Here is a 23,348-nt window from a genome sequence, read left to right as displayed (position 1 = left end):
GTGGACGTGTAAAGAGATGTTCTACAATCCAACGTTGGGTTGTGGAACATTTTTTTGTTGGGATAATTAAAAAAAGAGCAGCCCGCCAGTAAAAATACTAAGGTGGGACTGCTCTTGCTTGTTTTAATATTCTTTTCTGCTAAAGGGATTAGATCTTCAGCACAGCGCCGTTACTTGCGTTGGTAACCATTTTGGAGTAACGAGCCAGGTAACCAGTTTTAACTTTAGGTTCGAATTCTTTCCAACCTGTACGACGAACTGCTAATACTTCTTCTTCAACCAGCAATTCAATCTTCCGGTTGTTGAGATCCAGTTCAATGATGTCTCCATCCTCAACAAAAGCGATCGGACCGCCTTCAGCTGCTTCTGGAGAGATATGACCGATACTGATTCCGCGGGAAGCCCCCGAGAAACGACCGTCTGTAATCAGACCGACCTTAGCACCCAGCCCCATACCCACGATTTGTGAAGTAGGCGCCAGCATTTCCGGCATTCCAGGTCCGCCCTTAGGACCTTCATAGCGGATAACGACTACATGGCCTTCTTTAACTTTACCGTTGGCGATACCTTCCAGTGCAGCTTCTTGGGAATCAAAGCAGATCGCAGGACCTTTATGATATCCGCCTACTGAAGCATCAACTGCACCAACCTTGATGATAGAACCCTCAGGAGCCAAGTTTCCGTAAAGTACGGCCAGACCGCCTCTTTCGGAGTAAGGGTTGTCGATAGTATGAATTACGGAAGTATCTTGGATCTCGTGTCCGATTACGTTCTCGGCTAATGTTTTGCCGGTAACGGTCATACATTCCCCGAACAGAGCACCTGGTTTCTTCAGCAGTTCATTCAATACAGCACTAACGCCGCCCGCACGGTCCACATCTTCGATAAAGATATCAGAAGCTGGAGCCAGCTTAGCCAGATATGGAACACGGTTTGCAACTTCGTTAATGCGTTCAAGCGGATAATCGATACCTGCTTCTTGAGCTAATGCAAGGGTGTGCAGCACTGTGTTAGTAGAACCACCCATTGCCATATCCAGTGCAAATGCGTTATCAAGGGATTCTTTAGTTACGATATCTCTTGGTTTAAGATCCAGCTTAATCAATTCCATCAGTTGTGTTGCGGATCTGCGAACAAATTCTCTACGCTCATCAGCAACAGCCAAAATTGTACCGTTACCTGGCAATGCCAGTCCAAGTGCTTCTGCAAGGCAGTTCATGGAGTTGGCAGTGAACATTCCGGAACAAGATCCACAGGTTGGACAACCGAATTGTTCTAATTCAAGCAACTCTGCATCGTTGATTTTGCCGACTTGGTGAGCACCAACGCCTTCAAATACCGAGGTCAGAGAGAGCTTGTTACCTTTACTATCTACGCCGGCTTTCATTGGGCCGCCGCTTACGAACATGGTTGGGATGTTAACACGCAGTGCGCCCATCATCATGCCCGGTGTAATTTTATCACAGTTAGGGATGCAGACCATGCCATCGAACCAATGCGCGGAAACTACGGTTTCCAAGGCGTCAGCGATGATCTCGCGGCTTGGCAGTGAATAACGCATGCCGATATGTCCCATAGCAATTCCGTCATCTACGCCGATCGTATTGAATTCAAAAGGAACGCCACCAGCTTCGCGAATCGCTTCCTTAACGATTTTACCGAACTCTTGCAAATGCACATGCCCTGGAACAATATCAATATAGGAATTGCAGACCGCAATAAACGGCTTTCCGAAATCTTCTTCTTTTACTCCGGCTGCTCTCAGGAGACTACGGTGTGGAGCACGGTCAAAGCCTTTTTTAATCATGTCTGAACGCATTTTCTTGGCTGCCATAATGACATTCCCCCCTAAATGAATTTCAATCAAATATAGTGTCGCATTAACGCAATGAACTCCAAAGACCTGCGTATATACGGTTTATAGAAAGAACGGGGACCTGCTTCCTGAATAAGAAAAGCGATGCCGTTTCTATAAAAAAAGCCGCTGTTTTGGTATAAACAGTTACCGCCTAAAATGAACGGAGAAGTCATTGTTATTAGTGAGTCTATCACAAAGAGCACGTTTTTTCTACCGGACAATGTGAAGTTTGTCGATTGACGCAAAGCGTGGGAAGTGGAGGAAAAGCTCATTTTCGAAAGGAAAGTGCTTTATTTGGAAAATGGATCAGGGTTCGGATGTATCTATTTACCACTCTAGACAACTTTAGGAGAGCTGAGTATGATGGGAGTTATTATTTTATGGGAGGTGCTGGAAAATCGGGATTTGTGTATTATTATCGCCGCGGTGGATCGTTTTTACGGGGATGAAAAGCTAAGGAGGGAAAGGGAATGTCACAGCGTACAACTTATTTAAATCCAATTGTAGCAAGCTCAGGAGACCCATGGGTATTCAAACATACCGATGGATATTATTACTTTATGGCCACAAAAGCTAAATGTCTGGAGCTGACGAGATCTAGAACCTTGACCGGCCTTGCGGAGGGCGACAAGAAAGTGATCTGGTCTCCCGAACCGGGGGGCAGCTACAGTTACAATCTGTGGGCGCCGGAAATTCATCATTTGGACAACAAATGGTACATTTACTACACTGCGAATGACGGAGGAGGCGACGATTCACGACGGATTTGCGTGCTGGAGAATGAAGAGGCAAACCCGCTGGAAGGGCAGTGGGTATGGAGAGGTGCTTTGCAGACACCTGTCCCAGGGTTGGATGGAACAGTAATGTCATTGCGGGATCAGCTGTACTTTCTGTATGCGGGATATGGTCATTTCCCTGATTATGGGTCGGCTATTTACATTATGCGAATGAGTAATCCTTGGACCTTGGAAGGGGAACATCACCTGCTTACCGCTCCAACTCTGTCATGGGAGAAGCAAGGTGGCATGGCGATTAACGAAGGTCCGGTAATTTTGCGGCGCAACAATCGTATTTTCATGGTTTATTCGGCAAGTACGACTTGGTCTGAGGATTATGCACTAGGGATGCTCACCATGAGCGAAGCGGCAGATCCTTTGCAACCGCTGTCATGGGAAAAATCAATGTCGCCTGTATTTTGCAAAAGTGTAGAGAACGGGATTTTTGCCACGGGGCACAATAGCTTCACACGATCTCCTGATGGCAAGGAAGATTGGATAGTCTATCATGCGCTTCCTTCCGCTGGAGCGGATGTGTCTTTGCGAGCAACCCGTATCCAGAAATTTGGGTGGAAGGTGGATGGGACACCGGATTTTGGGGTTCCTTGTAGGGATACGCTTGCTCAGACCGTACCGTCGGGAGAATAAGAATAAAACAGAAAAACAAGATTGAAAAGGCCATTCATTACAGAAAAACTGTAATGAATGGCCTTTTCATGTAATGCAGATATTTTTATTCGCTGTCGATAATAATTGACGAAAAACGCCTGTGTTATAAGGGTTTTTTCGCCAAAATACAGGGTGTTTAGTACGTTTTTTTAATAGGTTTGTAGTTGGTGTAGCCATATATTTGTTTGAGAAAAGTTCGTAAGATTACAAAATTATTGTATGAAAGCGTTGACATATGGATTTTGGATGCTTATAATTCGATCTGAGATACAGAAAAACTGTATTAATCAAGGGGAGTTATCTACAGGGCAAAAAGGAGCGTGGTTCCAAGCTTTGGATTTGCTTAAGGCGTTGTGGCAAATATTTTATAGTGGGAGGTTAAGTATGAAGAACAATGCAAAGCGTTTTTTTAGTCTTTTATTTGTGTTAATACTGATCATTTCGACTGTAACAGCATGTAGTGGCAACAGTGCAAACAATGGGGCTGATAACGGTGGCTCCAACAACAAAGAGAACGAGAGCACAGCCAAAGACCCGGTTGAGTTTACAGATATCAGCGCAGACATACGCGGCAATACAGCCCCAACGCAAGAGCAAATCGACGAAGTTAATCATTCCTTGAATGATACATACCTCGGCGACGTTTTCGATGAAGTCATTCCAAATGATTACTCAGCTTATCCTGTTAAAGGTGATGTGGTTCTGGATGTATGGATGCCTGCGAATTCCAATATTCCGGATATGAACAATCATGCTGTCCAGAAGCAGGTGGAGCAATTAACGGGAATCAAAGTAAACTTCATCACGCCGCCAATCGGCCAGGAAGCGGATGCCTTCACGCTGATGATCTCCTCCGGTGAACTGCCTGACATTATCATTGAGCCGGGACGTTATCCGGGAGGTTTTGAAGCGGGCGTAAATGACGGCGCTTATATCGATCTGACAGATCTGATGGAGAAAAATGCTCCGAACTATACGAAGTGGCGCAATTCGGATGAATCAAGAAGAAAAACCACGGTCACGGATGACGGCAAGCTGCTTGGCTTTTATGGCATCGCCCCATATTCAGAGTGGACTTGGTTTGGAACGTTGATTAAGCAAGAGGCGCTGGATAAAACAGGGCTTGAAGTTCCAAATACGATTGATGAATGGCATACCTTCCTGACAAAAGCAAAGGAAGTCGGATACAAAGCACCACTTAATTACGGCTCTACTTACGGCCAGATTTTTACCGGCATCATAAATGGCGCATATGGAGTATGGGATTGGACGTTCCTTGATGAGAATGGCAAAGTGGCCTGGGGGCCAGCACAGCCGAAAGCTAAGGAATATTTGACCACCATGCAGCAATGGAACAAAGAAGGATTACTGAACCCGGACTGGGCAACGGCAGACTTTAACCAGAGAATGGCGAGTGCCATTTCGGGAGATACCGCGATGATGATGGACTCTCCGGATACGATGTGGAGTTATTGGAAAGAGCAAAGCGGTATCGACTTTGTGGGGGCACTGAACCCGGTTCTAAACAAAGGAGATAAGTCCGCAACCACGTACAAAAATTTCAAAAGAGCGGGGATCGAAGCTGCGATCACAACGCAAAGCAAAAATGTAGAAGCGGCAATGGCTTGGCTTGATTTTAATTACAGTAAAAAGGGCTGGGAATTGATTAACTTTGGTGAATACGGCACGGTCCACCTGATTGATGACACGGGAATGCCTTATTATCCAGAGAACAGTTATATCTTTAAAGACCCTGAAGGTCAGCCCGTATCGACAACCTTATGGAAATACCGGATGCACAACTGGCCGGATATCCGGGATGAGCATCATTCCAACCCGCTGATCGCTGCCAAAGGAAGTTATTCGGGAGACATTCGCAAGAATTGGACAGAAAATATGGACACCAGTATGGCTATGCCACCTATTTCTTTTACCAAGGATGAAGCTTCGCGGGAAGCCGAGCTTGGAAACCAGCTGTCGACACTGCGCGGAGAGTATTTTGCAAAAATCATAATGGGAGACCTGCCGGTAGATGCCTATGATAAATTTTTGAAAGAAGCTCAGAGCATGGGACTGGAAGAGTTTTTGAGTATCCATCAGGCAGCCTTAGATCGATATAACAAACGATAGGTGGTTGTTTTATGGAAATGTTACGAAAAAACAGAGCGATAAAGCCCACTCCTCAGGACGCCAAACCTAAAAATACCAAGCTAGTGATTAAGAAGGATTTGAAAAAGAACTGGTTTGTCTATCTGTTGGCCGTCCCTGTTGTAGCATGGTTCCTGATTTTCTGCTACGGGCCGATGTGGGGGGTTATGATCGCCTTCAAGGATTTTAAACCCCTGCTGGGGTTTGGCCAGAGCGAGTGGGTAGGGTTTAAGCACTTTATTGATTTTTTCCAAGGGCCTTATTTCTGGCGGGTCGTTAAAAACACCCTTCTCCTCAATGTTTGGGGGATTGCCTTTGGATTTACAGCCCCGATTATTCTGTCCTTGATGCTGAACGAAATCCGTGGGGTTAAGTTTAAAAAAGTGGTCCAAACGATCACCTATATGCCGCACTTTATTTCCCTGGTGGTGGTATGCGGGATCATTCATATCTTTGCCGCAGATGAAGGGATTATCACGCAAATCCTGCAATTTATTACCGGAAAAGAGTACTCTTCACTGCTCGGCTACTCTTCGTTCTTCCGGCCGATTTATACCTTCTCCGGCATTTGGCAGAGCATCGGCTGGGATAGCATCATCTACCTTGCGGCGATGAGTTCCATCGATACTTCATTATATGAAGCTGCTGAAATTGACGGAGTGGGACGGATTAAAAAAATGTGGCATATTACGCTGCCGCAGATCAGCCCAGTTATCATCATTCTGTTTATTTTTGCCATCGGCGGGTTGATGTCATCCGGGTACGAGAAGATTATCCTGCTGTACAATCCTCTGATCTATGATACGGCGGATGTTATTGCCTCTTATGTTTATCGTCGCGGTTTAAGAGAAGCCAGTCTTAGTTATTCTACGGCTGTGGGCTTGGTCAGCTCAATCGTTAACTTCGGGCTGCTCTGGATGACAAATACAATAGCCAAACGCAGGTCCGAGGTCAGCTTATGGTAAGAAAGAGGGACAGCTATGAAAGATAATTTGCAGCGTAAAACGAAAAAAAGACGAAAACATAAATCCATCGGCGACAGAGTGTTTGACGGCACGCTTTATACTCTGCTGACCGCATTAACCTTGGTGTGTTTTTATCCGATCCTGCATATCCTGTTTGCTTCCGTCAGCGACCCCGGTATGTTGATTGCTCATAAAGGGATTTTGCTGAAACCGCTGGGGTTCACTTTGGATGGCTATAAGCTGGTGTTTAAAGATAACAGTCTGATCAACGGCTATAAAAACACGATTATATATGTAGGGTTAGGCACATTAGTCAACATGATCATGACCATTCTGGGAGCTTATGTATTGTCCAGACGAGGTTTGTATTTTAAAAACTTCATCATGATCCTGATTACAATCACCATGTTCTTTGGTGGCGGGTTGATTCCTTGGTTCTTATTAATGAAGGATATTGGCTTGTACAATAATTTGTGGGCCATGATTTTGCCAAGTGCTTTAAGTACATGGAACATTATTATTTTACGAACTAGCTTTCAAGCCATTCCGCAGGAATTGGAAGAGGCGGCTACTATTGACGGGGCAAGTCAGGCCCATATTTTAACGAATGTGATTCTACCGCTGTCCAAAGCTACGCTGGCCGTAATCTTTTTATACTATTTAGTGGGGAACTGGAACTCATGGTTTAATGCGATGGTGTTGTTGAAGGACAGACAGCTGTTCCCGCTGCAGCTATTAATGAAGGAAATATTAGTAGCTAATGATGCAACCGCAACCTCGATCGGCAGTGCAGGCGGGGTAGTCATCGATAGCGCCCAGAGCCAGACGGCTTTCCGCGAGCTGGTTAAGTATTGCGCGATTGTCGTTTCTACGCTTCCTATATTAATGGTATATCCTTTCTTGCAAAAATATTTTGTTAAAGGTGTTTACGTAGGTTCGATTAAAGGATAGCGGGCAAAAAAACAAGTTCATCTTATATAGAAATTATTTAATAGGAGTGAAGTACACCATGTTGACAGAAGCAAGCAGCACATCCGTTCCACGTCCAGAATATCCAAGACCCCAATTTGCCCGTAAGGATTGGCTTAGCCTAAATGGAGAATGGGATTTTACGTTTGATGATGAAGATGTCGGTGAGGAAGAACAATGGTATCGGGCGGACACAAAGGGTTTATTTTCACAGGTTATTCAAGTGCCCTTTGCGTTTCAGAGCAAGCTGAGCGGAATTGAAGATCCTTCATTTCATGATGTTGTGTGGTATAGAAGAACTTTCGAAGTTCCTGAGGGTTGGAACGGGAAGCGGATTGTCCTCCATTTCGGCGCCGTTGATTATTTGGCAAAGGTCTGGGTGAATGGTCAGCTGGTGGCCGTGCATGAAGGCGGACATACGCCATTTCAGGCCGATATCACTCCTTCGCTGATCAAAGGAAATAATACCATTATACTGCGCGCAGAGGATTTCAGCCGCGATGTCACCTTGCCGCGGGGCAAGCAATATTGGCTGGAGCAGTCTGCTGCCATCTTTTATACCCGCACAACCGGAATCTGGCAGAGTGTCTGGCTTGAACCGCTGTCTGCAGTGCATCTGAGTAAAACTATGATGACACCTGATATAGACCGCAATGAAATCCGGCTTCGGACCTTTCTGCAAGGATTTAAGTCTGCTGATCCGCTCAAGCTGCGCATAACGGTATCGTATGACGGTGAAGTGATCGCAGAGGATCAATATATGATCAAGAATGCAGAGCAGCTGCGGGCTATCGGCTTGGGGGATTTTGCGGATCATGGTCTTGGACGTTTATGGAGCCCTGAGCATCCGAATTTGTATGATATTCAATTCCAATTGCTTCGGAATGAGGAAGTAATTGATGAAGCGGCGAGTTATTTCGGCATGCGCAAGGTGTCGATTGAAAATGGCAAGCTATGCTTGAATAACCGCCCATATTTCCAGAGACTGGTGCTGGATCAGGGGTACTTCCCTGACGGGATACTAACCGCACCTACAGACGAAGAGCTGAAACGTGATGCCCAGCTGACGAAGGAAATGGGCTTTAACGGGGTGAGGAAACATCAGAAGACAGAAGATCCCCGGTTCCTGTATTGGTGTGATAAGCTCGGCCTGCTGGTATGGAGTGAGGCAGCCAATGCTTACGAATATTCCGAGGAGTATGTCCGCCGCTTCACGAAGGAATGGCAGGAGATCATCGAGCGCGACTATAACCATCCTTGTATCGTGACCTGGGTTCCGCTTAATGAGAGTTGGGGGGTTCCCAATGTCCAGATTGATACACGCCAGCAGCAGCACGGATTGGCAATGTATCATTTAACGAAATCCTTGGATGAGATGAGACCTGTTGTGTATAACGATGGGTGGGAGCATATGACTACAGATTTGGTGACTATTCATGACTATGAGAGCCATCAGGAAGTGCTGGAGGATAGATACGCCACGGCTGAATCTTCTGTAAATGCGATGCCGGCCAACCGCAAAATATTTGTCGGTGGAGCTTCGTATCAAGGCCAGCCGATTCTCGTATCCGAGTTTGGTGGAATTGCCTTCAAGAAAAGTGAGTGGGAGGGCTGGGGTTATTCTGGGGCAGAGAACGAAGAGGATTTCCTGATGAAGCTCAAGGCTGTGGTTGACCCGATGTTCACTTCCCCGGTGATCCAAGGTTATTGCTATACCCAGCTGACGGATGTCGAGCAGGAAATCAACGGACTGCTCACCTATGATAGACAGCCCAAAGCTCCGCTTGAAGCGATCCGCAACATCATGATGCATATCAAATAAATAACATTTATTAAAAGGAGTTACACCATGACACAACAAGCAACGCTTCCGCGTCCTGAATATCCCCGCCCTGACTTTGTTCGACCAGAGTGGATCAATCTGAACGGCCAGTGGCAATTCGAAATTGATCATGGCAAAAGTGGGAAGGAACGCGGATACCCTGTTAACGAACATAATCTCTCAGGGACAATTACTGTGCCCTTCTGTCCGGAAAGCAGGCTGTCCGGCGTAGAATACAAAGATTTTATGGCTGCTGTATGGTATAAAAGGGAGTTTACCGTGCCGGAGAACTGGACAAATGGCAGAGTTATCCTTCATTTTGGCGCCGTTGATTATATGGCGGAGGTCTGGGTGAACGGCGTATCCGTAGGTACGCATCGCGGAGGATATACTCCGTTTAGCTTTGATATTACTTCTAATCTTTTAGCGGGCGGTAATGTGATTACTGTATATGCTGAAGACGACGTTCGATCGGGGCGACAGCCGCGGGGCAAGCAGAGTGAACAGTTTCATTCGCACGGCTGCGACTATACACGCACTACAGGAATCTGGCAGACGGTATGGCTTGAGCAAGTGCCTGAGACCTATCTGTCTAATCTGAAAGTTGTCGCTGATCCCGACAATGGCTGTGTGCACCTCGAAATGAAGGTACAAGGGAACGTTGCGGGGGACACGCTTAGCGCTACTGCTCTTTATGGCGGCAAACCCGTCGGGGACAGCAGTGTGATTGTTTCCGGGCCCTCTATAAAACTTACGATTCCACTGTCAGAGATTCACTTATGGGAAGTTGGAAACGCCAGATTGTATGACCTGAAGTTATCCTTGCATTGTCAGGGACGGGAGAGTGATGTGGTCCATTCTTATTTTGGACTCCGCACGGTACGACTGGATGGGATGGCATTCCGGATCAATGGGAAATCCTTATTTCAGCGGTTAGTACTGGATCAAGGTTTTTATCCGGAGGGAATCTATACCGCTCCTACTGATGAAGATCTGCGCAGAGACATCGAAATCTCAATGGGGCTTGGCTTCAATGGCGCAAGACTTCACGAGAAGATCTTTGAGCCGCGTTATCTTTATTGGGCTGACCAATTAGGTTATCTTGTCTGGGGAGAACATGCCAATTGGGGGCTGAATATTACTGGAGCGGATAGCCTGTCTCACTTCCTGCCGGAATGGCTCGAAGGTATGCAGCGTGATTTCAATCATCCCGCGCTGATCGGCTGGTGCCCTTTTAATGAGACCTGGGATCGGGACGGTGTGAAGCAGCATAACGCCGTGCTACAGATTGTTTACGACGTAACAAAACGTATGGATCCAACACGTCCCGTAATTGATACAAGCGGTAACTTCCATGTGGCTACAGATATCTTCGATCTTCATGACTATGACCAGAATCCGCAGACGTTCCGGGACAGATATGAACCTATGAAGCATGGCGGTCAAGTATTCAATACCTTCCCGGATCGCCAAACGTATGAAGGTCAACCTTACTTCATCAGCGAGTATGGCGGAATTTGGTGGAACCCACAGCAGAAAGATGAAAAATCATGGGGGTATGGGGACAGACCGACCTCAGAGCAAATGTTTATCGAACGCTACGAGGGGTTGACGAATGTTCTATTAGATCATCCGCTGATGTTTGGATTCTGCTATACCCAGCTGTACGATGTGGAGCAGGAAGTTAATGGACTGTATACTTATGACAGACAGCCGAAGTTCGATCCTGAGCGTATCCGCCGCATCAATGCGCGTAAGGCTGCAATTGAAGATTAGAGGCGCTACGTAACTATTCATTCGAAAGGAATGTGATAGATTATGAAAGTGAATTTCCGGCAAAAATGTCTGGTAGCCTTAAGTGTTCTTCTTATTCTTCCAATGGGGAAGGTGACCTTAGCTGTCTCTGATCATAATGACTTTTACAACGTGGTTATGCAGGACGGGGCGGACCCATGGGTGTATAAACATACAGATGGCTTCTATTATTTCACCAAAACAACAGGTGGCAATGTTACTCTCTGGAAGTCAGCCCAGTTGACCACTATTGATGCAGCGCCTACTAAAGTTGTCAACACGGGCGGTAGCGGCATCTGGGCGCCTGAGCTACATTATATAAACGGAGCTTGGTATATCTACTATGCGATGGACGACGGAGATAACGTAAACCACCGCATGTATGTAATGGAGAACACAGCGGCAGACCCGATGCAGGGAACTTGGCAGTACAAAGGCCAGATCACAGATTCAAGCAATAAGTGGGCTATAGACGGTACTGTGCTGCAAGTGAACGGCGAGCTGTATTTTATCTGGTCCGGCTGGGAGGGGAATGTTAATGTGCGGCAGAATCTCTATATCGCGCATATGAGTAATCCCTGGACCATTGATTCCGAACGCGTAGAGATTTCAAGACCAACGTATAGCTGGGAAACGATTCATTCCCCAAATGTGAATGAAGGACCGCAGGTGATTATAAATGGAGAAGTCATTAGTTTGGTCTACTCGGCAAGTGGAAGCTGGACCAATGATTATTGTCTGGGACTGATCACCGCAGACATCTCCAGTGATCTGTTGAATCCGGCATCATGGAATAAACGCAATCAGCCTATCTTTTCCTCAGGCAATGGACTTTACGGACCTGGACACCATTCGTTTACTAAGTCTCCTGACGGCCAAGAGGATTGGATCATGTACCATGTCGCCAAATACAACAACGCTGGCTGGAACCGCGAGGTACGGATGCAGAAATTCAGCTGGAATGCTGATCATACACCTAATCTGGGCATTCCCGTTGACCCTAATCTTCCTATAACTTTGCCTTCAGGTGAAAACATGCATACCCGCTACGAAGCGGAAAAAGGGACATTTGGCGGCGATGCCTATGCCTCTTCGAGTCCCAAGGGCTCGGGTGGGCTTAAGGCGGGTCATATTGATACACCGGACAGTTACGTAGAATTTTCGGTTGATGCGGCAGCCGCAGGCGAGTATATTCTTTTGGCTCGAACGGCGAATGGAACGGCTGGCGGGAATTGGTCGAATTTTCAGCTTAGTGTCAATGCAGGACCTTCCGGACCATTCTATATCACCAATAAAGGGTGGGAGAATTGGGGGCTGTCCACAGCCCGGATTCAACTGAAAGCAGGCATGAACAAGCTTCGTTTTACCAAAGGCGAAGGTTACGGAGAAATTGATTTCATTGATATTAAGCCATTGTGAATCGAACAAACCTAAGAGACCTACGAGATGGCTTCCGGTTTTCCGGAGGTCATTTCTAGGTGAAAGGGCCTGTAGTTGTAATTGTTTTTCATCTCATTAAGAAGTAAGATTAGGATAATTATTAGGATACAAGGAGAGCTGATTTGTGCTGGAACTTAGCTTAAACGACCCGGAAAAATTAGTCACAGTAACGCATGCTTTATCAACCCGTTCTAGGGTTGATATACTTCGGCTCTTAAACTCCAAAAACTTAAATATTATTGAAATCGCTGAGAGGCTGAAGCTTCCAGTGTCGACGGTAGCAAGCAATATTAAAGTATTAGAAGCAGCAGAGTTAATTCATACAGAATTGCTTCCGGCTTCACGCGGGGCGATGAAAGTTTGCAGCCGGAATTATGATGATCTTCATATTGCCTTGAATTTAAAAGAGCCGATGCCAAAGGGATTAACTCATGTCTATGAAGTAGAGATGCCGATCGGTCATTATAGCGACTGTGAGGTATCTCCTACTTGCGGAATGGCTAATAGCGAGGGTCTTATTATCAAAGAAGATGAACCGTCGAGCTTTTATCACCCTAAACATGTCAACGCTCAGCTGATCTGGCTCCGCAAAGGATTCCTGGAATATTTGCTGCCTATGGATATCCCCTCCGGAGCACAAATTGAATCGCTGGAATTATCCATGGAGATCTGTTCGGAAGCTCCGAATTATGACCAGAACTGGCCTTCGAACATTTCCGTGTGGGTGAATGGATCGGAGATTGGCATGTGGACCAGTCCCGGTGATTTCGGTGACCGGCGGGGCAAGCTGAATCCGAACTGGTGGTGGGATGGATCCACACAATACGGGTTTCTCAAGACCTGGCGTGTTGACCATGAAAAGACGACACTTGATATGGAGAAGGTGTCGAATGTTTCCTTAAATGATCTTCTGATTAACCGGAGCCCCAAATTGCGGCTGCGCATTGGAATCAATCCCGATGCAGTTCATCAAGGCGGACTTAACCTGTTCGGGCGTCAGTTTGGCGATTATGAACAACATATTATGATGAAGGTGAAATATACCATGGACCAGGATGAAGTAGAACTTTAGCTTAGGAGATGGATAAAGCAAGGCGGTGCCTCGGAAACGAATCTTCGTATCCAGGGAACCGCCTTGCTTTGTTTGTTCTGGATGTAAAATCAGAGTGTGCGGCGTAGGGCGGCACGCTGAAGGGTGATCATCCAGTCAACGGACGGCTCAACCAGCGGGTGAAAGAGCCGTTTAACTGACGGCTGAGCCAGCAATACGGTGAATAATACGGCGGTGAGCAGCAGGACTACTGCCCCAGCAGCATTGCCAATATAGGTGTAAATCCCAGAAACGGCAGCCAGACGAACGATAAAACCATGAAGCAGGAAGACATACAACGTGCGGCGTCCCCAGTCGGTCATGCGGCTCGCTCCGTAAGGTACAAGACCGAGGAAAGCGAGTGAAGCGACAATTTGTAGTCCGTACAGTCCCAGGCGGTATACGCCTGCATACCATACATTGGCATCAAGCTGCATATAGGTCATGTTGCCATATAACCAGCCAAAGGGAAATCCTGCTCCCCATGTAGCCATGATGGCAAGGAGTAGAACGGAGGCTGCTGCTGCAAAGATTTTGATATATTTCTGATAGAGCTTGACGAAGGTTTCGAAGGAGAAATGATAGCCGATAATGAAAAAAGGCAAATATACAAAGGTACGGCTGATGCTAAACCATACACCGTCCAGCTGGAGATATCCCACAGCCACCCCCGCTGTTACAGCGAAGAGGAGCTTAGCGGTTATTGACCATCTGCTCATTCCGAGCATCAGGAGGCGCCAGCAGGCATGACTGGCCAGAAACCATAGGAGCAGATAGGGTGCGAAAATGGAATGCTGGATGTTGCTTACATGAAAGAGGGAAACGTCGAGTGCGGAATATAAGCTTTGAAAAATGAGGTATTGCAATCCAATTTGCAGCAGCATTTTGCGGCCGGTAGTTCCGGCAAGGCTTTTTCTGGCGAAATAGCCGGTCACAAGTACGAATAGTGGCATGTGAAAGCTGAAAATCCACATATATAATCCGTGTATTCCACTCATTTTGTTAATCAGAGGTTCAATTGCATTACCGGCAAAAACAGTGATAATAAGCATAAAACGCAGGTTGAGAAAAAAGGTTTCTCCGCGCGTTTCCAGCGAGTTTTCCCCTACCATGATTTAGCCTCCAAATTATGCTGTATGCAAATTAATTTAATTTTAAAATACTAGATTTTCTTTGATTTAATTGTGAATTAAGTCACAATAGAAAGCGTTATCATGTGTGCGAAATGTGGCGATGTGTTGAAGGTTGTTAGAATAGAGGGATTCCACTATAATTTTTATATGCATTAACATCTGGGAGTGGAACATGTTGAAGAGAAGAATAACTAAGCGTCGCGTCGCTATTTTTGTATTGATTATTTTAGTTGTAGCCGGGTTGCTGTTATGGAAGTATTTAACGCCATATGCACCGGCTCAAGAAGCCGAAACCGCACTGATTTCAAGTGGTGGAGTTACCGTCGAACAGAATGATAATTGGATTTCGTTTGAACCTTCCATTACTAAAGGCGCCTCGATTATATTTTATCCTGGGGCTTTGGTTAAACCGGAAGCTTACTCCCCTCTTGCGAAGAGCGTCGCTGCTGCAGGGCATCCCTTCTACATCGCCAAAATGCCGTTTAATTTAGCCGTAACGAAGGGGGATGCCGCAGAAGAGATTATTCGTGTACATCCGAAGCAATCTTTTGTGCTGGGTGGACATTCACTTGGGGGTGTCATGGCCTCACGTTACGCAATTGAGCATACGGACCAGCTGGAAGGTGTATTTTTCTTAGCCTCTTATCCAGATGAAAAGGGCAGTCTACGAGAGACTACTTTGTCAGTGTTATCGGTTGTGGGTACTGAGGATCAAGTGATTGACAGAGACAGCTACAACAAAGGGCGCTCCTATCTGCCAGATAATACAGTTTATAGTTCAATTGTAGGTGGGAATCATGCGCAATTTGGCAGCTACGGGCCTCAGAAGGGGGACGGCGAAGCCACAATATCCGAGCAAGAGCAGCAGGGTCGCACAGTAAGTGCCCTGTTGGATTGGCTGGGAAATTTGAGGTAGTTACGGGTCATTCAACAGAGGGAGGAAACAATTCATGCCAGTATTACACATTAACGATGAATGCGTTCCCTGCTCTGGAATATTGTTTGATAAAGACGGGACATTACTCGATCTATTAGCCACCTGGGGGAATTGGGCGGAGCTTGTACTGCGCGGACTGGAAGATCAACTAGCGATCATGGGAGCGGGATTTATTGTAGAGCGCAGCAAGGTGCTGGGTACGCAACATGATCCGCAAGGGAAGTTAATAGGGTACGACCCGGCGGGGCCGCTTACTATGGCTACAGAGGAAGAAAGTTACGGTGTACTCGCGTGGCAGCTATATGCAGCAGGAGTTCCTTGGAATGAAGCGCTGACCCGTGTGAAAAGCATAACTAAAAACGCGATGTATGAATTACGCCGACGCCGTATGGCACAGCCTTTAGCGGGACTTCATTCTTTTTTGGAGCAATGCTCTGCGGCATCCCTTAAGCTTGGCGTGGTTACCTCCGACGGGGCAAAGACCACCGGTGAGCATTTGGAATGGCTTAATGTGGCAGGCTATTTTGATTCGGTAGTTACTAGGGACAGGGTAAAAAACGGAAAACCCGCTCCTGAAATGGCTGAATTGGCCTGCCGGGAGCTAGGGCTTTCGCCTGAAGAGACGATTATTATTGGGGACAGTAATGCCGATATGCAATTAGGTAAAGGTGCAGGGCTTCGCCTCGCAATTGGGATTTCCGCCAGTGGTGATGGGGAGCACCTTATAGACGCAGATGTAATCATTTCCGGTTTTAATGAGCTTCGGATCACTTACTGATCAGCTAATAAAAGGAAAGGATGTGCTACTTAGCATGGATCAATTGCAGACACTTGCTTCTTGGATCAAAGAAAGTGACAACATCGTTTTTTTCGGAGGGGCGGGTACGTCGACAGAGAGTGGAATTCCCGATTTCCGCTCCGCAGCTGGATTATATCAAACTCAGCACAATTCACCTTATCCACCTGAAGTGATGCTGAGCCGCACTTTTTTCATGTCCTCACCGGACATTTTTTTTGATTTTTACCGCAGTAAAATGATTCATCCAGAGGCCCGTCCGAATGGTGCGCACCAGCTACTAGCGGAATTGGAACAGCAGGGGAAGCTGAAGGCGGTGATTACGCAAAATATTGACGGCCTGCACCAGCAGGCGGGTAGCCGTAGTGTACTTGAGCTGCATGGTTCGATCCATCGCAACTATTGTATGGACTGCTCACGGTATTACGGGCTGGATCAACTGCTGGAAATGACTGAGATCGTTCCTCGCTGCCCGGAATGTGGCGGAATTATCAAGCCGGATGTGGTTTTATATGAAGAAGAATTGGATCATTCCGTGCTTATGGGCTCTGTCGCTGCGATTGCCTCTGCAGATATGCTTATTATTGGCGGAACCTCGCTAACGGTTCAGCCTGCGGCTAGTCTGGTGACTTATTTCCGGGGCAAACGTACGGTGCTGCTGAACGGAGATCCCACACCTTATGATGACCGGGCAGATCTGCTGATTACAGATCGAATTGGAAAAGTAATGGGCAGTGTCAAGGATCTATTAGGCTAGTAGGAAAAAGCTGTCCTTTGGTTTCTCTTGCCAGATTATTATTACGCTCAGAAGTTTAAAGATAAGGTAGGCTCACAACAGCGTGTAATGAGAGGCAGGGATAAGCAATGGTATATGTAGCAGACGATAAACGGTATGACAACATGCGTTATAATCGTTGCGGGAACTCAGGTCTCAAGCTCCCAGCAATCTCATTAGGATTATGGCAGAATTTTGGTGGGATCGATAATTACGAGAACGGCAGAGAAATGATCACTCGTGCTTTTGATCTTGGAATTACCCATTTTGATCTGGCCAACAACTATGGTCCACCAGCTGGTTCAGCAGAAGAGCTGTTCGGTAAAGTTCTCGCCAATGATATGTTTCCTTATCGTGATGAAATAGTGATCTCTACAAAAGCAGGGTATAACATGTGGCCCGGCCCTTATGGCGAATGGGGTTCGCGTAAATATATGCTGGCTAGTCTGGATCAGAGCCTGAAACGGCTAGGCCTAGATTATGTTGATATTTATTACTCTCATCGTCCAGACCCGGAAACACCGCTTGAAGAAACCATGCAGGCGCTGGATTATGCGGTACGTTCTGGCAAAGCTTTATATATAGGACTATCCAACTATAATGCGGAGCAGACGGCTGAAGCCCTCAGCATTCTAAAAAGCCTGGGCACACCGCTCTTAATCCATCAGCCTAGTTATTCTATGCTCGATCGTTGGATTGAGGGCGGCTTACAGGATGTACTGGAACAAAGTGGTGTAGGGAGCATCGCTTTTACACCCCTGGCTGAAGGTTTGTTAACCAACAAATACTTGAATGGTATTCCAGAGGGATCAAGGGCTGCCAAGCCGTCTGCCGCCTTGAATGAGAGCCGGATTACACCGGAGGTGCAGCGGAGGATTCGCGCACTTAATCAGCTTGCAGTTTCGCGAGGACAGAGTCTGGCTCAGTTTGCACTGGCTTGGACACTCCGGGGGGGCAAGGTTACTTCTGCCCTAATTGGAGCAAGCAGAGTGGATCAGATTGAAGAGAATATAGCTGCTTTAGCTAAGCCTGATTTCAGTCCAGAGGAGTTAGAGCGGATTGAAACGATTCTAAAGACAGAACTATAGCGTATTGAACACAGTAACAGCCCGGTTCCTTAAGTTAAGGAAGACGGGCTGTTGTTGTAAGGTGGATTTATAAATTAAAGGTCAAACTAACGTTCAGGTTTCTCTGCTTGTCTCGTTGTAGTCATCCGGTAAGCCGTCGGTGACTGGGCACAAAACCGTTTGAATTGGCGAGAGAAGTATAAAGCATCGGTGAGCCCCACGGATGCTGCTACCTGTTCCACGGACAGCTCCGGTCGTTCACGCAGCAGCTGTCTGGACTTTTCAATACGCAGCTTCAGCAAGTAGGTCACCGGAGATAATCCGGTCTCTTGCTTAAATACACGGGACAGGTAGGCTCGATTATAACCCAGCGTATCACACATTTGTTCAATAGAGACCGGGTGCGCATATTGAGAAGCCATATAGTGGATCATTTGCTTCACAGTACGCTTAACCTGTGATTCTGTTCCGGGAAGACGGGAGAAGGAAGAGAGCAAATCAGCTGCCTCGCCGACAATGAGATAGAGATACCCAAGCGAAGTCAGATGGGCACTTTCTTTGTTGGCGTTGAAGGCTTGCATGATGCTGGACAGGGCACCTGGAATGAGGCTTTCACCTGTTGTGGTCACCACGGGTTGTTGTGGTGTGAACCCCGTCTGCAGCACCAGATCGTCAGCTTCGCTGCCAGTAAATGCTGCCCAGCGATAGCACCAGGGCTGATCTTTATCAGAGACGTAACTGACTAATTGTCCCGGATGGATCAAGAAGCAGTCTCCTTTACCCAACTCATATTTATGATGTTCTGTACGGAAAACACCCGAGCCAGATTCTATGAAATGCAGCAAATAATAATCATAGATCTTGGGTCCAGCTTGATGCATGGGCAGTGTCTGACTCTGGCCGGCAAACAGTACATGAAGGTTCTGTTTATCGTAATACACGGGATTGGATCCTACGGAATAAGTATGCTCCATTTGGGACAGCCTTTCTTGTGTTAATGTCATTTAATGGATTATAGTTTAGAGAGTAACAGTAATATATGTAATTATTATATTATGGGAAGTCACATTTATCCATACATTACACACATGATTGCATTATCAGAGGATGAGTGAATCTATTATAATGAGTACATAAAGAACGCTTTACTAATTCCCACTGGCTGAAGCAGCGAAAGGATGGAGTGGTATTAATGAGCATGCAGGAACTTAACAACAAATTTATTGAAAAATATGGGGTGAGCGAGGAAGAGGCTAAGGTGTTTTATGCACCAGGTCGTGTCAATCTCATCGGAGAGCACTTGGATTATAACGGCGGATATGTACTTCCCGCAGCTTTGGAATTCGGTACAACGCTGATTGTGCGTCCACGTAGTGACAGCAAAGTGAATTTTGCATCGACTAATTTTCCTTACGAAGCTTCTATTGATTATAGCGAAATTGGCAAGTCCAAAACTGGTGAATGGATTGACTATCCGATTGGGGTAATGGTTGAGCTGGATAAGAAAAGCACCCCGGTATCCAAAGGGTACGATCTGCTGTTCCATGGCGATATTCCGAATGGAGCAGGCTTGTCCTCCTCGGCATCTCTTGAAGTCGTTACTGCTTATGCGTTCCTGACTCTCGAAGGCGGCGATACAGACACTGTTGAGATTGCACTTTTGTCCCAGCGTGCGGAGAATCAGTACGTAGGTGTAAACTCCGGAATTATGGATCAGTTCGCAGTTGCTAACGGCAAACGCGATCATGCAATCCTGCTGATGTGCGACACACTTGAGTACAATTTGGTACCATTCATCACAGGTTCATACAAATTGGTTATCGGCAACACGAACAAACGCAGAGGGCTTGTAGATTCCAAGTACAATGAACGTCGTCAGCAGTGTGATGAAGCATTGGCTATTTTGCAAAAAGAAGTGCCTTCGCTAGCTTATCTGGCACAGCTCAATCGTGAACAGTTCGAAGCACATCAAGATAAAATCACAGACGAAATTGTAAGACGCCGCGCTCGCCATGTCGTGGAAGAGAATCAACGCGTGCTGGATTCCGTTGAGGTATTAAAAAACAATGATCTGAAGCAGTTTGGACAGTTCATGAATGATTCGCATGCGTCCTTGCGCGATTTGTATGAAGTTAGCTGTGCAGAGCTTGATATTATGGTTGAAGAAGCTGGACGTATCCCAGGTACACTCGGTTCCCGTATGACTGGCGCGGGTTTCGGAGGTTGTACAGTATCTTTGGTACATGAAGATGATATAGAACGTTTTATTCGTGAAGTTGGTGAAGCCTATACCACAAGATCTGGTTTGGTTGGCGAGTTCTACGTTTGCGGCATCGGTAATGGTGTCCAAGAATTGAAGGGAGTGTAATCAGATGGCGATTTTAGTAACAGGTGGAGCAGGGTATATTGGGTCTCATACTGTAGCGGAGCTGCTGGATCGTGGCGAAGAAGTGGTGGTCATCGACAATCTGCTAACAGGGCATCGTGAGGCGTTGCTGGGTGGCAAGCTGTACGAAGGTGATCTGCGTGATAAAGAACTGCTGGGTAAGCTGTTCGCTGAAAATGAGATTGAAGCGGTTATCCATTTTGCCGCAAGCTCGCTGGTCGGAGAAAGCATGAAGGACCCTGTAAAATATTACGACAACAATGTATATGGTACACAGTGTCTTTTGGAAGCTATGCAAAAAGCTGGCGTAAACAAGATCGTATTCTCGTCCACAGCTGCAACCTACGGCGAACCGGAAAAGGTGCCGATTGAAGAAACAGATCGCACTGAACCGGCCAATGTGTATGGAGAAACTAAGCTGACCATGGAACGGATGATGGCTTGGTTTGATAAAGTACTGGGCATCAAATATGTAGCATTGCGTTACTTCAATGCAGCTGGCGCACATGCCAGTGGCAAAATCGGTGAAGACCATCGTCCAGAAAGTCATTTGGTGCCGCTGGTATTGCAAACGGCTTTGAAGCAACGTGACAGTATCGCTGTTTTCGGAGATGACTATCCTACAGAAGACGGTACTTGTGTGCGCGACTACATCCATGTCAGCGATCTGGCTGACGCCCATGTCCGTGCGGTAACTTACCTGCGCAGCGGAAGCAGCAGCAATATTTTCAACCTGGGTAATGGACTTGGATTCTCGGTAAAACAGGTGATTGAAACGGCGAAGAAGGTTACTGGACTTGAAATTCCTGTAGTCATTCAAGAACGCCGTGCCGGCGATCCTGCTGTGCTGGTAGCTTCCTCCGACAAAGCGCGTAGCGTCCTTGGATGGAACCCGCAGCATGCAGATTTGGAAGATATCATTCAAAGTGCATGGAACTGGCACTCTGCCAATCCGCAAGGATACGGAGAATAAGGGACTTTAGGTTAGCTTATCTTGAACTTGAGACCCTACTTAAGGAGAATTAAAATGCACAACGAGAATAAGATTACGCCTGCTGGCCAGAAAGCATTACATGCGATTGAGCAGCTTGTTCTGTTCGCACTGCGCCAGCAGCTTATAGCTCCATCCGATGAAGATTATAGCCGTAATGTGCTGCTCGAACAGTTTGGTTTCAGTGAGCCGCTTGTAGGTGACATCGATCAAAGTGCATTGGAAGGGCCGCAGGCTCCACTCGATGCACTGATTGATTATGGTTTTGAAATCGGATTGATCCCAGAGAATAGTGACACTTACCGTGACTTGCTGGACGCCAAGATTATGGGACTTCTCATGGCCCGTCCTTCGGATGTAAATGCTGAATTCTATAGTCTGACTGCTGAAAAAGGCATCTCCGCGGCTACAGACCGTTTTTATAAATTGAGCATTGATTCGAACTATATTCGGATGGATCGGATCTCCAAGAATGTCTACTGGCTGCAGGATTCGCCGTACGGAGACATTGAAATGACGATCAATTTGTCCAAGCCTGAGAAAAATCCGAAGGAAATTGCGATGGCTCGGCTGCTCCCGCCGCCAGTCTATCCGAAATGTCTGCTGTGCCGTGAGAATGTAGGTTATGCCGGACGGATCAATCATCCGCCGCGCCAGAACCTGCGTATCATTCCGCTTAACCTGAATAATGAAAAATGGTTCTTCCAATACTCGCCATATGTTTATTACAATGAGCACTGCATTGTATTCCATCATGATCATGTGCCAATGAAGCTTACCAAGGATACCTTGAAGCGGCTGCTTAGCTTCGTGGAATCATTTCCGCATTATTTTATTGGCTCAAATGCAGACTTGCCGATTGTTGGCGGCTCTATTCTGACGCATGACCATTTTCAGGGCGGACGCCACACGTTCCCGATTCAAAAAGCGCCTAAGGAAGATACATTTACACATGCTTCTTATCCGGGTGTCAGCATTAATATCGTAAAATGGCCGATGTCCGTATTGCGCTTAAATGGTGAAGATCCTGCGGTTCTACTGGAATGCGGAAATGCGCTTTATGAAGCTTGGAAAGCCTACAGCGATCCAGAGGCGGAAGTGCTAGCCTTTAGTGAGGTTGACGGTGAAGTACAACCTCATAATACCGTTACTCCTATCGTCCGCCGGGCCGAGGACGGCAGCTTCGAGATGGATCTTGTGCTGCGGAATAACCGAACTAATGAGCAATATCCTGAAGGGATTTTTCATCCACACCGGGAAATGCATCATATCAAAAAAGAAAACATCGGCTTGATTGAAGTTATGGGACTGGCGATTCTTCCGGGCCGTTTGAAGGAAGAACTTGATTCCATCGCAGGTATTCTTGCAGGAGATCAAGCGCTGTTAGAAGCGGTGAAGAATGACCCTAGTCATTCTCTTGCGCAGCATGCGGCTTGGATTCAGGAGCTGGTGGAGCGATTCGGAACTGCACTGCAACACGAGGAAGCGCTCAAGATTGTGCAGAACGAAGTTGGCATCAAGTTTACGCATATTCTTGAACACGCTGGCGTTTACAAACGGACTCCAGAAGGTCAAGCGGCTTTCCGCCGTTTTGTAACTAGCTTCGGTGCTTTGTAGTAAGTGAATTTAGATTTAAGGATGTCCTCAAGCCTATGGGCTTGGGGCATCTTTTTTTATTCGGAATGACGAAATCCAGCCACCTAATTTGAATGCGGGTAACCAGAGGTTTATA

At 46.7% G+C, this 23,348-nt stretch carries 18 protein-coding genes; 15 read left to right on the top strand and 3 right to left on the bottom strand.

The window, feature by feature from the left end:
- Nucleotides 1–148 precede the first annotated feature (148 nt).
- On the bottom strand, nucleotides 149–1,834 hold the full coding sequence (gene ilvD, locus MHH49_RS01935) for a dihydroxy-acid dehydratase (protein WP_036680967.1): 1,686 nt from the start codon (nucleotides 1,832–1,834) through the stop codon (nucleotides 149–151).
- A 494-nt stretch (nucleotides 1,835–2,328) separates the two neighbouring features.
- On the opposite strand from ilvD, the gene MHH49_RS01930 reads away from it, so the two are divergent.
- From MHH49_RS01930 to MHH49_RS01895, 8 genes are all read left to right on the top strand, one after another.
- Nucleotides 2,329–3,282: a glycoside hydrolase family 43 protein gene (locus MHH49_RS01930; protein WP_036680969.1), complete on the top strand. Its 954-nt coding sequence runs from the start codon at nucleotides 2,329–2,331 to the stop codon at nucleotides 3,280–3,282.
- 405 nt (nucleotides 3,283–3,687) lie between these two features.
- Nucleotides 3,688–5,433, top strand: coding sequence for an extracellular solute-binding protein (locus MHH49_RS01925; protein WP_036680971.1), 1,746 nt, complete (start codon nucleotides 3,688–3,690; stop codon nucleotides 5,431–5,433).
- 11 nt (nucleotides 5,434–5,444) lie between these two features.
- Nucleotides 5,445–6,416, top strand: coding sequence for an ABC transporter permease (locus MHH49_RS01920; protein WP_038569527.1), 972 nt, complete (start codon nucleotides 5,445–5,447; stop codon nucleotides 6,414–6,416).
- A 15-nt stretch (nucleotides 6,417–6,431) separates the two neighbouring features.
- The gene (locus tag MHH49_RS01915; protein ID WP_036680976.1) at nucleotides 6,432–7,367 is read left to right on the top strand and encodes a carbohydrate ABC transporter permease; all 936 of its coding nucleotides are present in this window, start codon (nucleotides 6,432–6,434) and stop codon (nucleotides 7,365–7,367) included.
- Nucleotides 7,368–7,425: 58 nt separating this feature from the next.
- Nucleotides 7,426–9,207: a glycoside hydrolase family 2 protein gene (locus MHH49_RS01910; protein WP_038569528.1), complete on the top strand. Its 1,782-nt coding sequence runs from the start codon at nucleotides 7,426–7,428 to the stop codon at nucleotides 9,205–9,207.
- Nucleotides 9,208–9,234: 27 nt separating this feature from the next.
- Nucleotides 9,235–10,983, top strand: a complete 1,749-nt coding sequence (locus tag MHH49_RS01905) for a glycoside hydrolase family 2 protein (protein ID WP_036680978.1) — start codon at nucleotides 9,235–9,237, stop codon at nucleotides 10,981–10,983.
- 42 nt (nucleotides 10,984–11,025) lie between these two features.
- Entirely contained in the window at nucleotides 11,026–12,420 is a 1,395-nt protein-coding gene (locus MHH49_RS01900) for a family 43 glycosylhydrolase (protein WP_036680980.1), read from the top strand.
- A gap of 145 nt (nucleotides 12,421–12,565) precedes the next feature.
- Complete coding sequence (locus tag MHH49_RS01895) at nucleotides 12,566–13,513, top strand: ArsR/SmtB family transcription factor (protein ID WP_036680981.1); 948 nt, start codon at nucleotides 12,566–12,568, stop codon at nucleotides 13,511–13,513.
- Between the two features lie 89 nt (nucleotides 13,514–13,602).
- Here MHH49_RS01895 and MHH49_RS01890 read toward each other — a convergent pair whose 3' ends face one another.
- Complete coding sequence (locus MHH49_RS01890; RefSeq protein ID WP_036680982.1) at nucleotides 13,603–14,643, bottom strand: acyltransferase family protein; 1,041 nt, start codon at nucleotides 14,641–14,643, stop codon at nucleotides 13,603–13,605.
- Between the two features lie 193 nt (nucleotides 14,644–14,836).
- On the opposite strand from MHH49_RS01890, the gene MHH49_RS01885 reads away from it, so the two are divergent.
- The 4 genes from MHH49_RS01885 to mgrA all read left to right on the top strand — a co-directional run bounded on the left by MHH49_RS01885 (nucleotide 14,837) and on the right by mgrA (nucleotide 18,260).
- The gene (locus MHH49_RS01885) at nucleotides 14,837–15,580 is read left to right on the top strand and encodes an alpha/beta hydrolase (RefSeq protein ID WP_036680984.1); all 744 of its coding nucleotides are present in this window, start codon (nucleotides 14,837–14,839) and stop codon (nucleotides 15,578–15,580) included.
- Nucleotides 15,581–15,614: 34 nt separating this feature from the next.
- Entirely contained in the window at nucleotides 15,615–16,379 is a 765-nt protein-coding gene (locus MHH49_RS01880) for an HAD family hydrolase (protein ID WP_036680986.1), read from the top strand.
- 34 nt (nucleotides 16,380–16,413) lie between these two features.
- Nucleotides 16,414–17,154 (top strand): NAD-dependent protein deacylase, encoded by a 741-nt coding sequence (locus tag MHH49_RS01875; protein WP_036680987.1) that lies wholly within the window; start codon nucleotides 16,414–16,416, stop codon nucleotides 17,152–17,154.
- Nucleotides 17,155–17,261: 107 nt separating this feature from the next.
- The gene (gene mgrA, locus MHH49_RS01870) at nucleotides 17,262–18,260 is read left to right on the top strand and encodes an L-glyceraldehyde 3-phosphate reductase (RefSeq protein ID WP_036680989.1); all 999 of its coding nucleotides are present in this window, start codon (nucleotides 17,262–17,264) and stop codon (nucleotides 18,258–18,260) included.
- Nucleotides 18,261–18,346: 86 nt separating this feature from the next.
- On the opposite strand, the gene MHH49_RS01865 is transcribed toward mgrA, so the two are convergent.
- Nucleotides 18,347–19,213 carry an AraC family transcriptional regulator gene (locus MHH49_RS01865; protein ID WP_036680991.1) on the bottom strand — a complete coding sequence of 289 codons (867 nt, stop codon included), beginning with the start codon at nucleotides 19,211–19,213 and terminating at the stop codon, nucleotides 18,347–18,349.
- 218 nt (nucleotides 19,214–19,431) lie between these two features.
- Here MHH49_RS01865 and MHH49_RS01860 point away from each other — a divergent pair, with 218 nt between their 5' ends.
- Genes MHH49_RS01860 through MHH49_RS01850 form a run of 3 tightly spaced genes read left to right on the top strand, consistent with a single transcriptional unit; the run spans nucleotide 19,432 to nucleotide 23,233 of the window.
- Nucleotides 19,432–20,607, top strand: a complete 1,176-nt coding sequence (locus MHH49_RS01860; protein WP_036680992.1) for a galactokinase — start codon at nucleotides 19,432–19,434, stop codon at nucleotides 20,605–20,607.
- Nucleotides 20,608–20,611: 4 nt separating this feature from the next.
- Nucleotides 20,612–21,598, top strand: a complete 987-nt coding sequence (galE, locus tag MHH49_RS01855) for a UDP-glucose 4-epimerase GalE (RefSeq protein ID WP_036680993.1) — start codon at nucleotides 20,612–20,614, stop codon at nucleotides 21,596–21,598.
- Nucleotides 21,599–21,652: 54 nt separating this feature from the next.
- On the top strand, nucleotides 21,653–23,233 hold the full coding sequence (locus MHH49_RS01850; protein WP_036680995.1) for a UDP-glucose--hexose-1-phosphate uridylyltransferase: 1,581 nt from the start codon (nucleotides 21,653–21,655) through the stop codon (nucleotides 23,231–23,233).
- The last annotated feature ends 115 nt before the right edge of the window (nucleotides 23,234–23,348 follow it).

The organism is Paenibacillus sp. FSL F4-0122, from assembly GCF_038002845.1.
Lineage (GTDB): Bacteria > Bacillota > Bacilli > Paenibacillales > Paenibacillaceae > Paenibacillus_AQ > Paenibacillus_AQ odorifer.
This window is presented reverse-complemented; position numbering and strand designations above follow the sequence as displayed.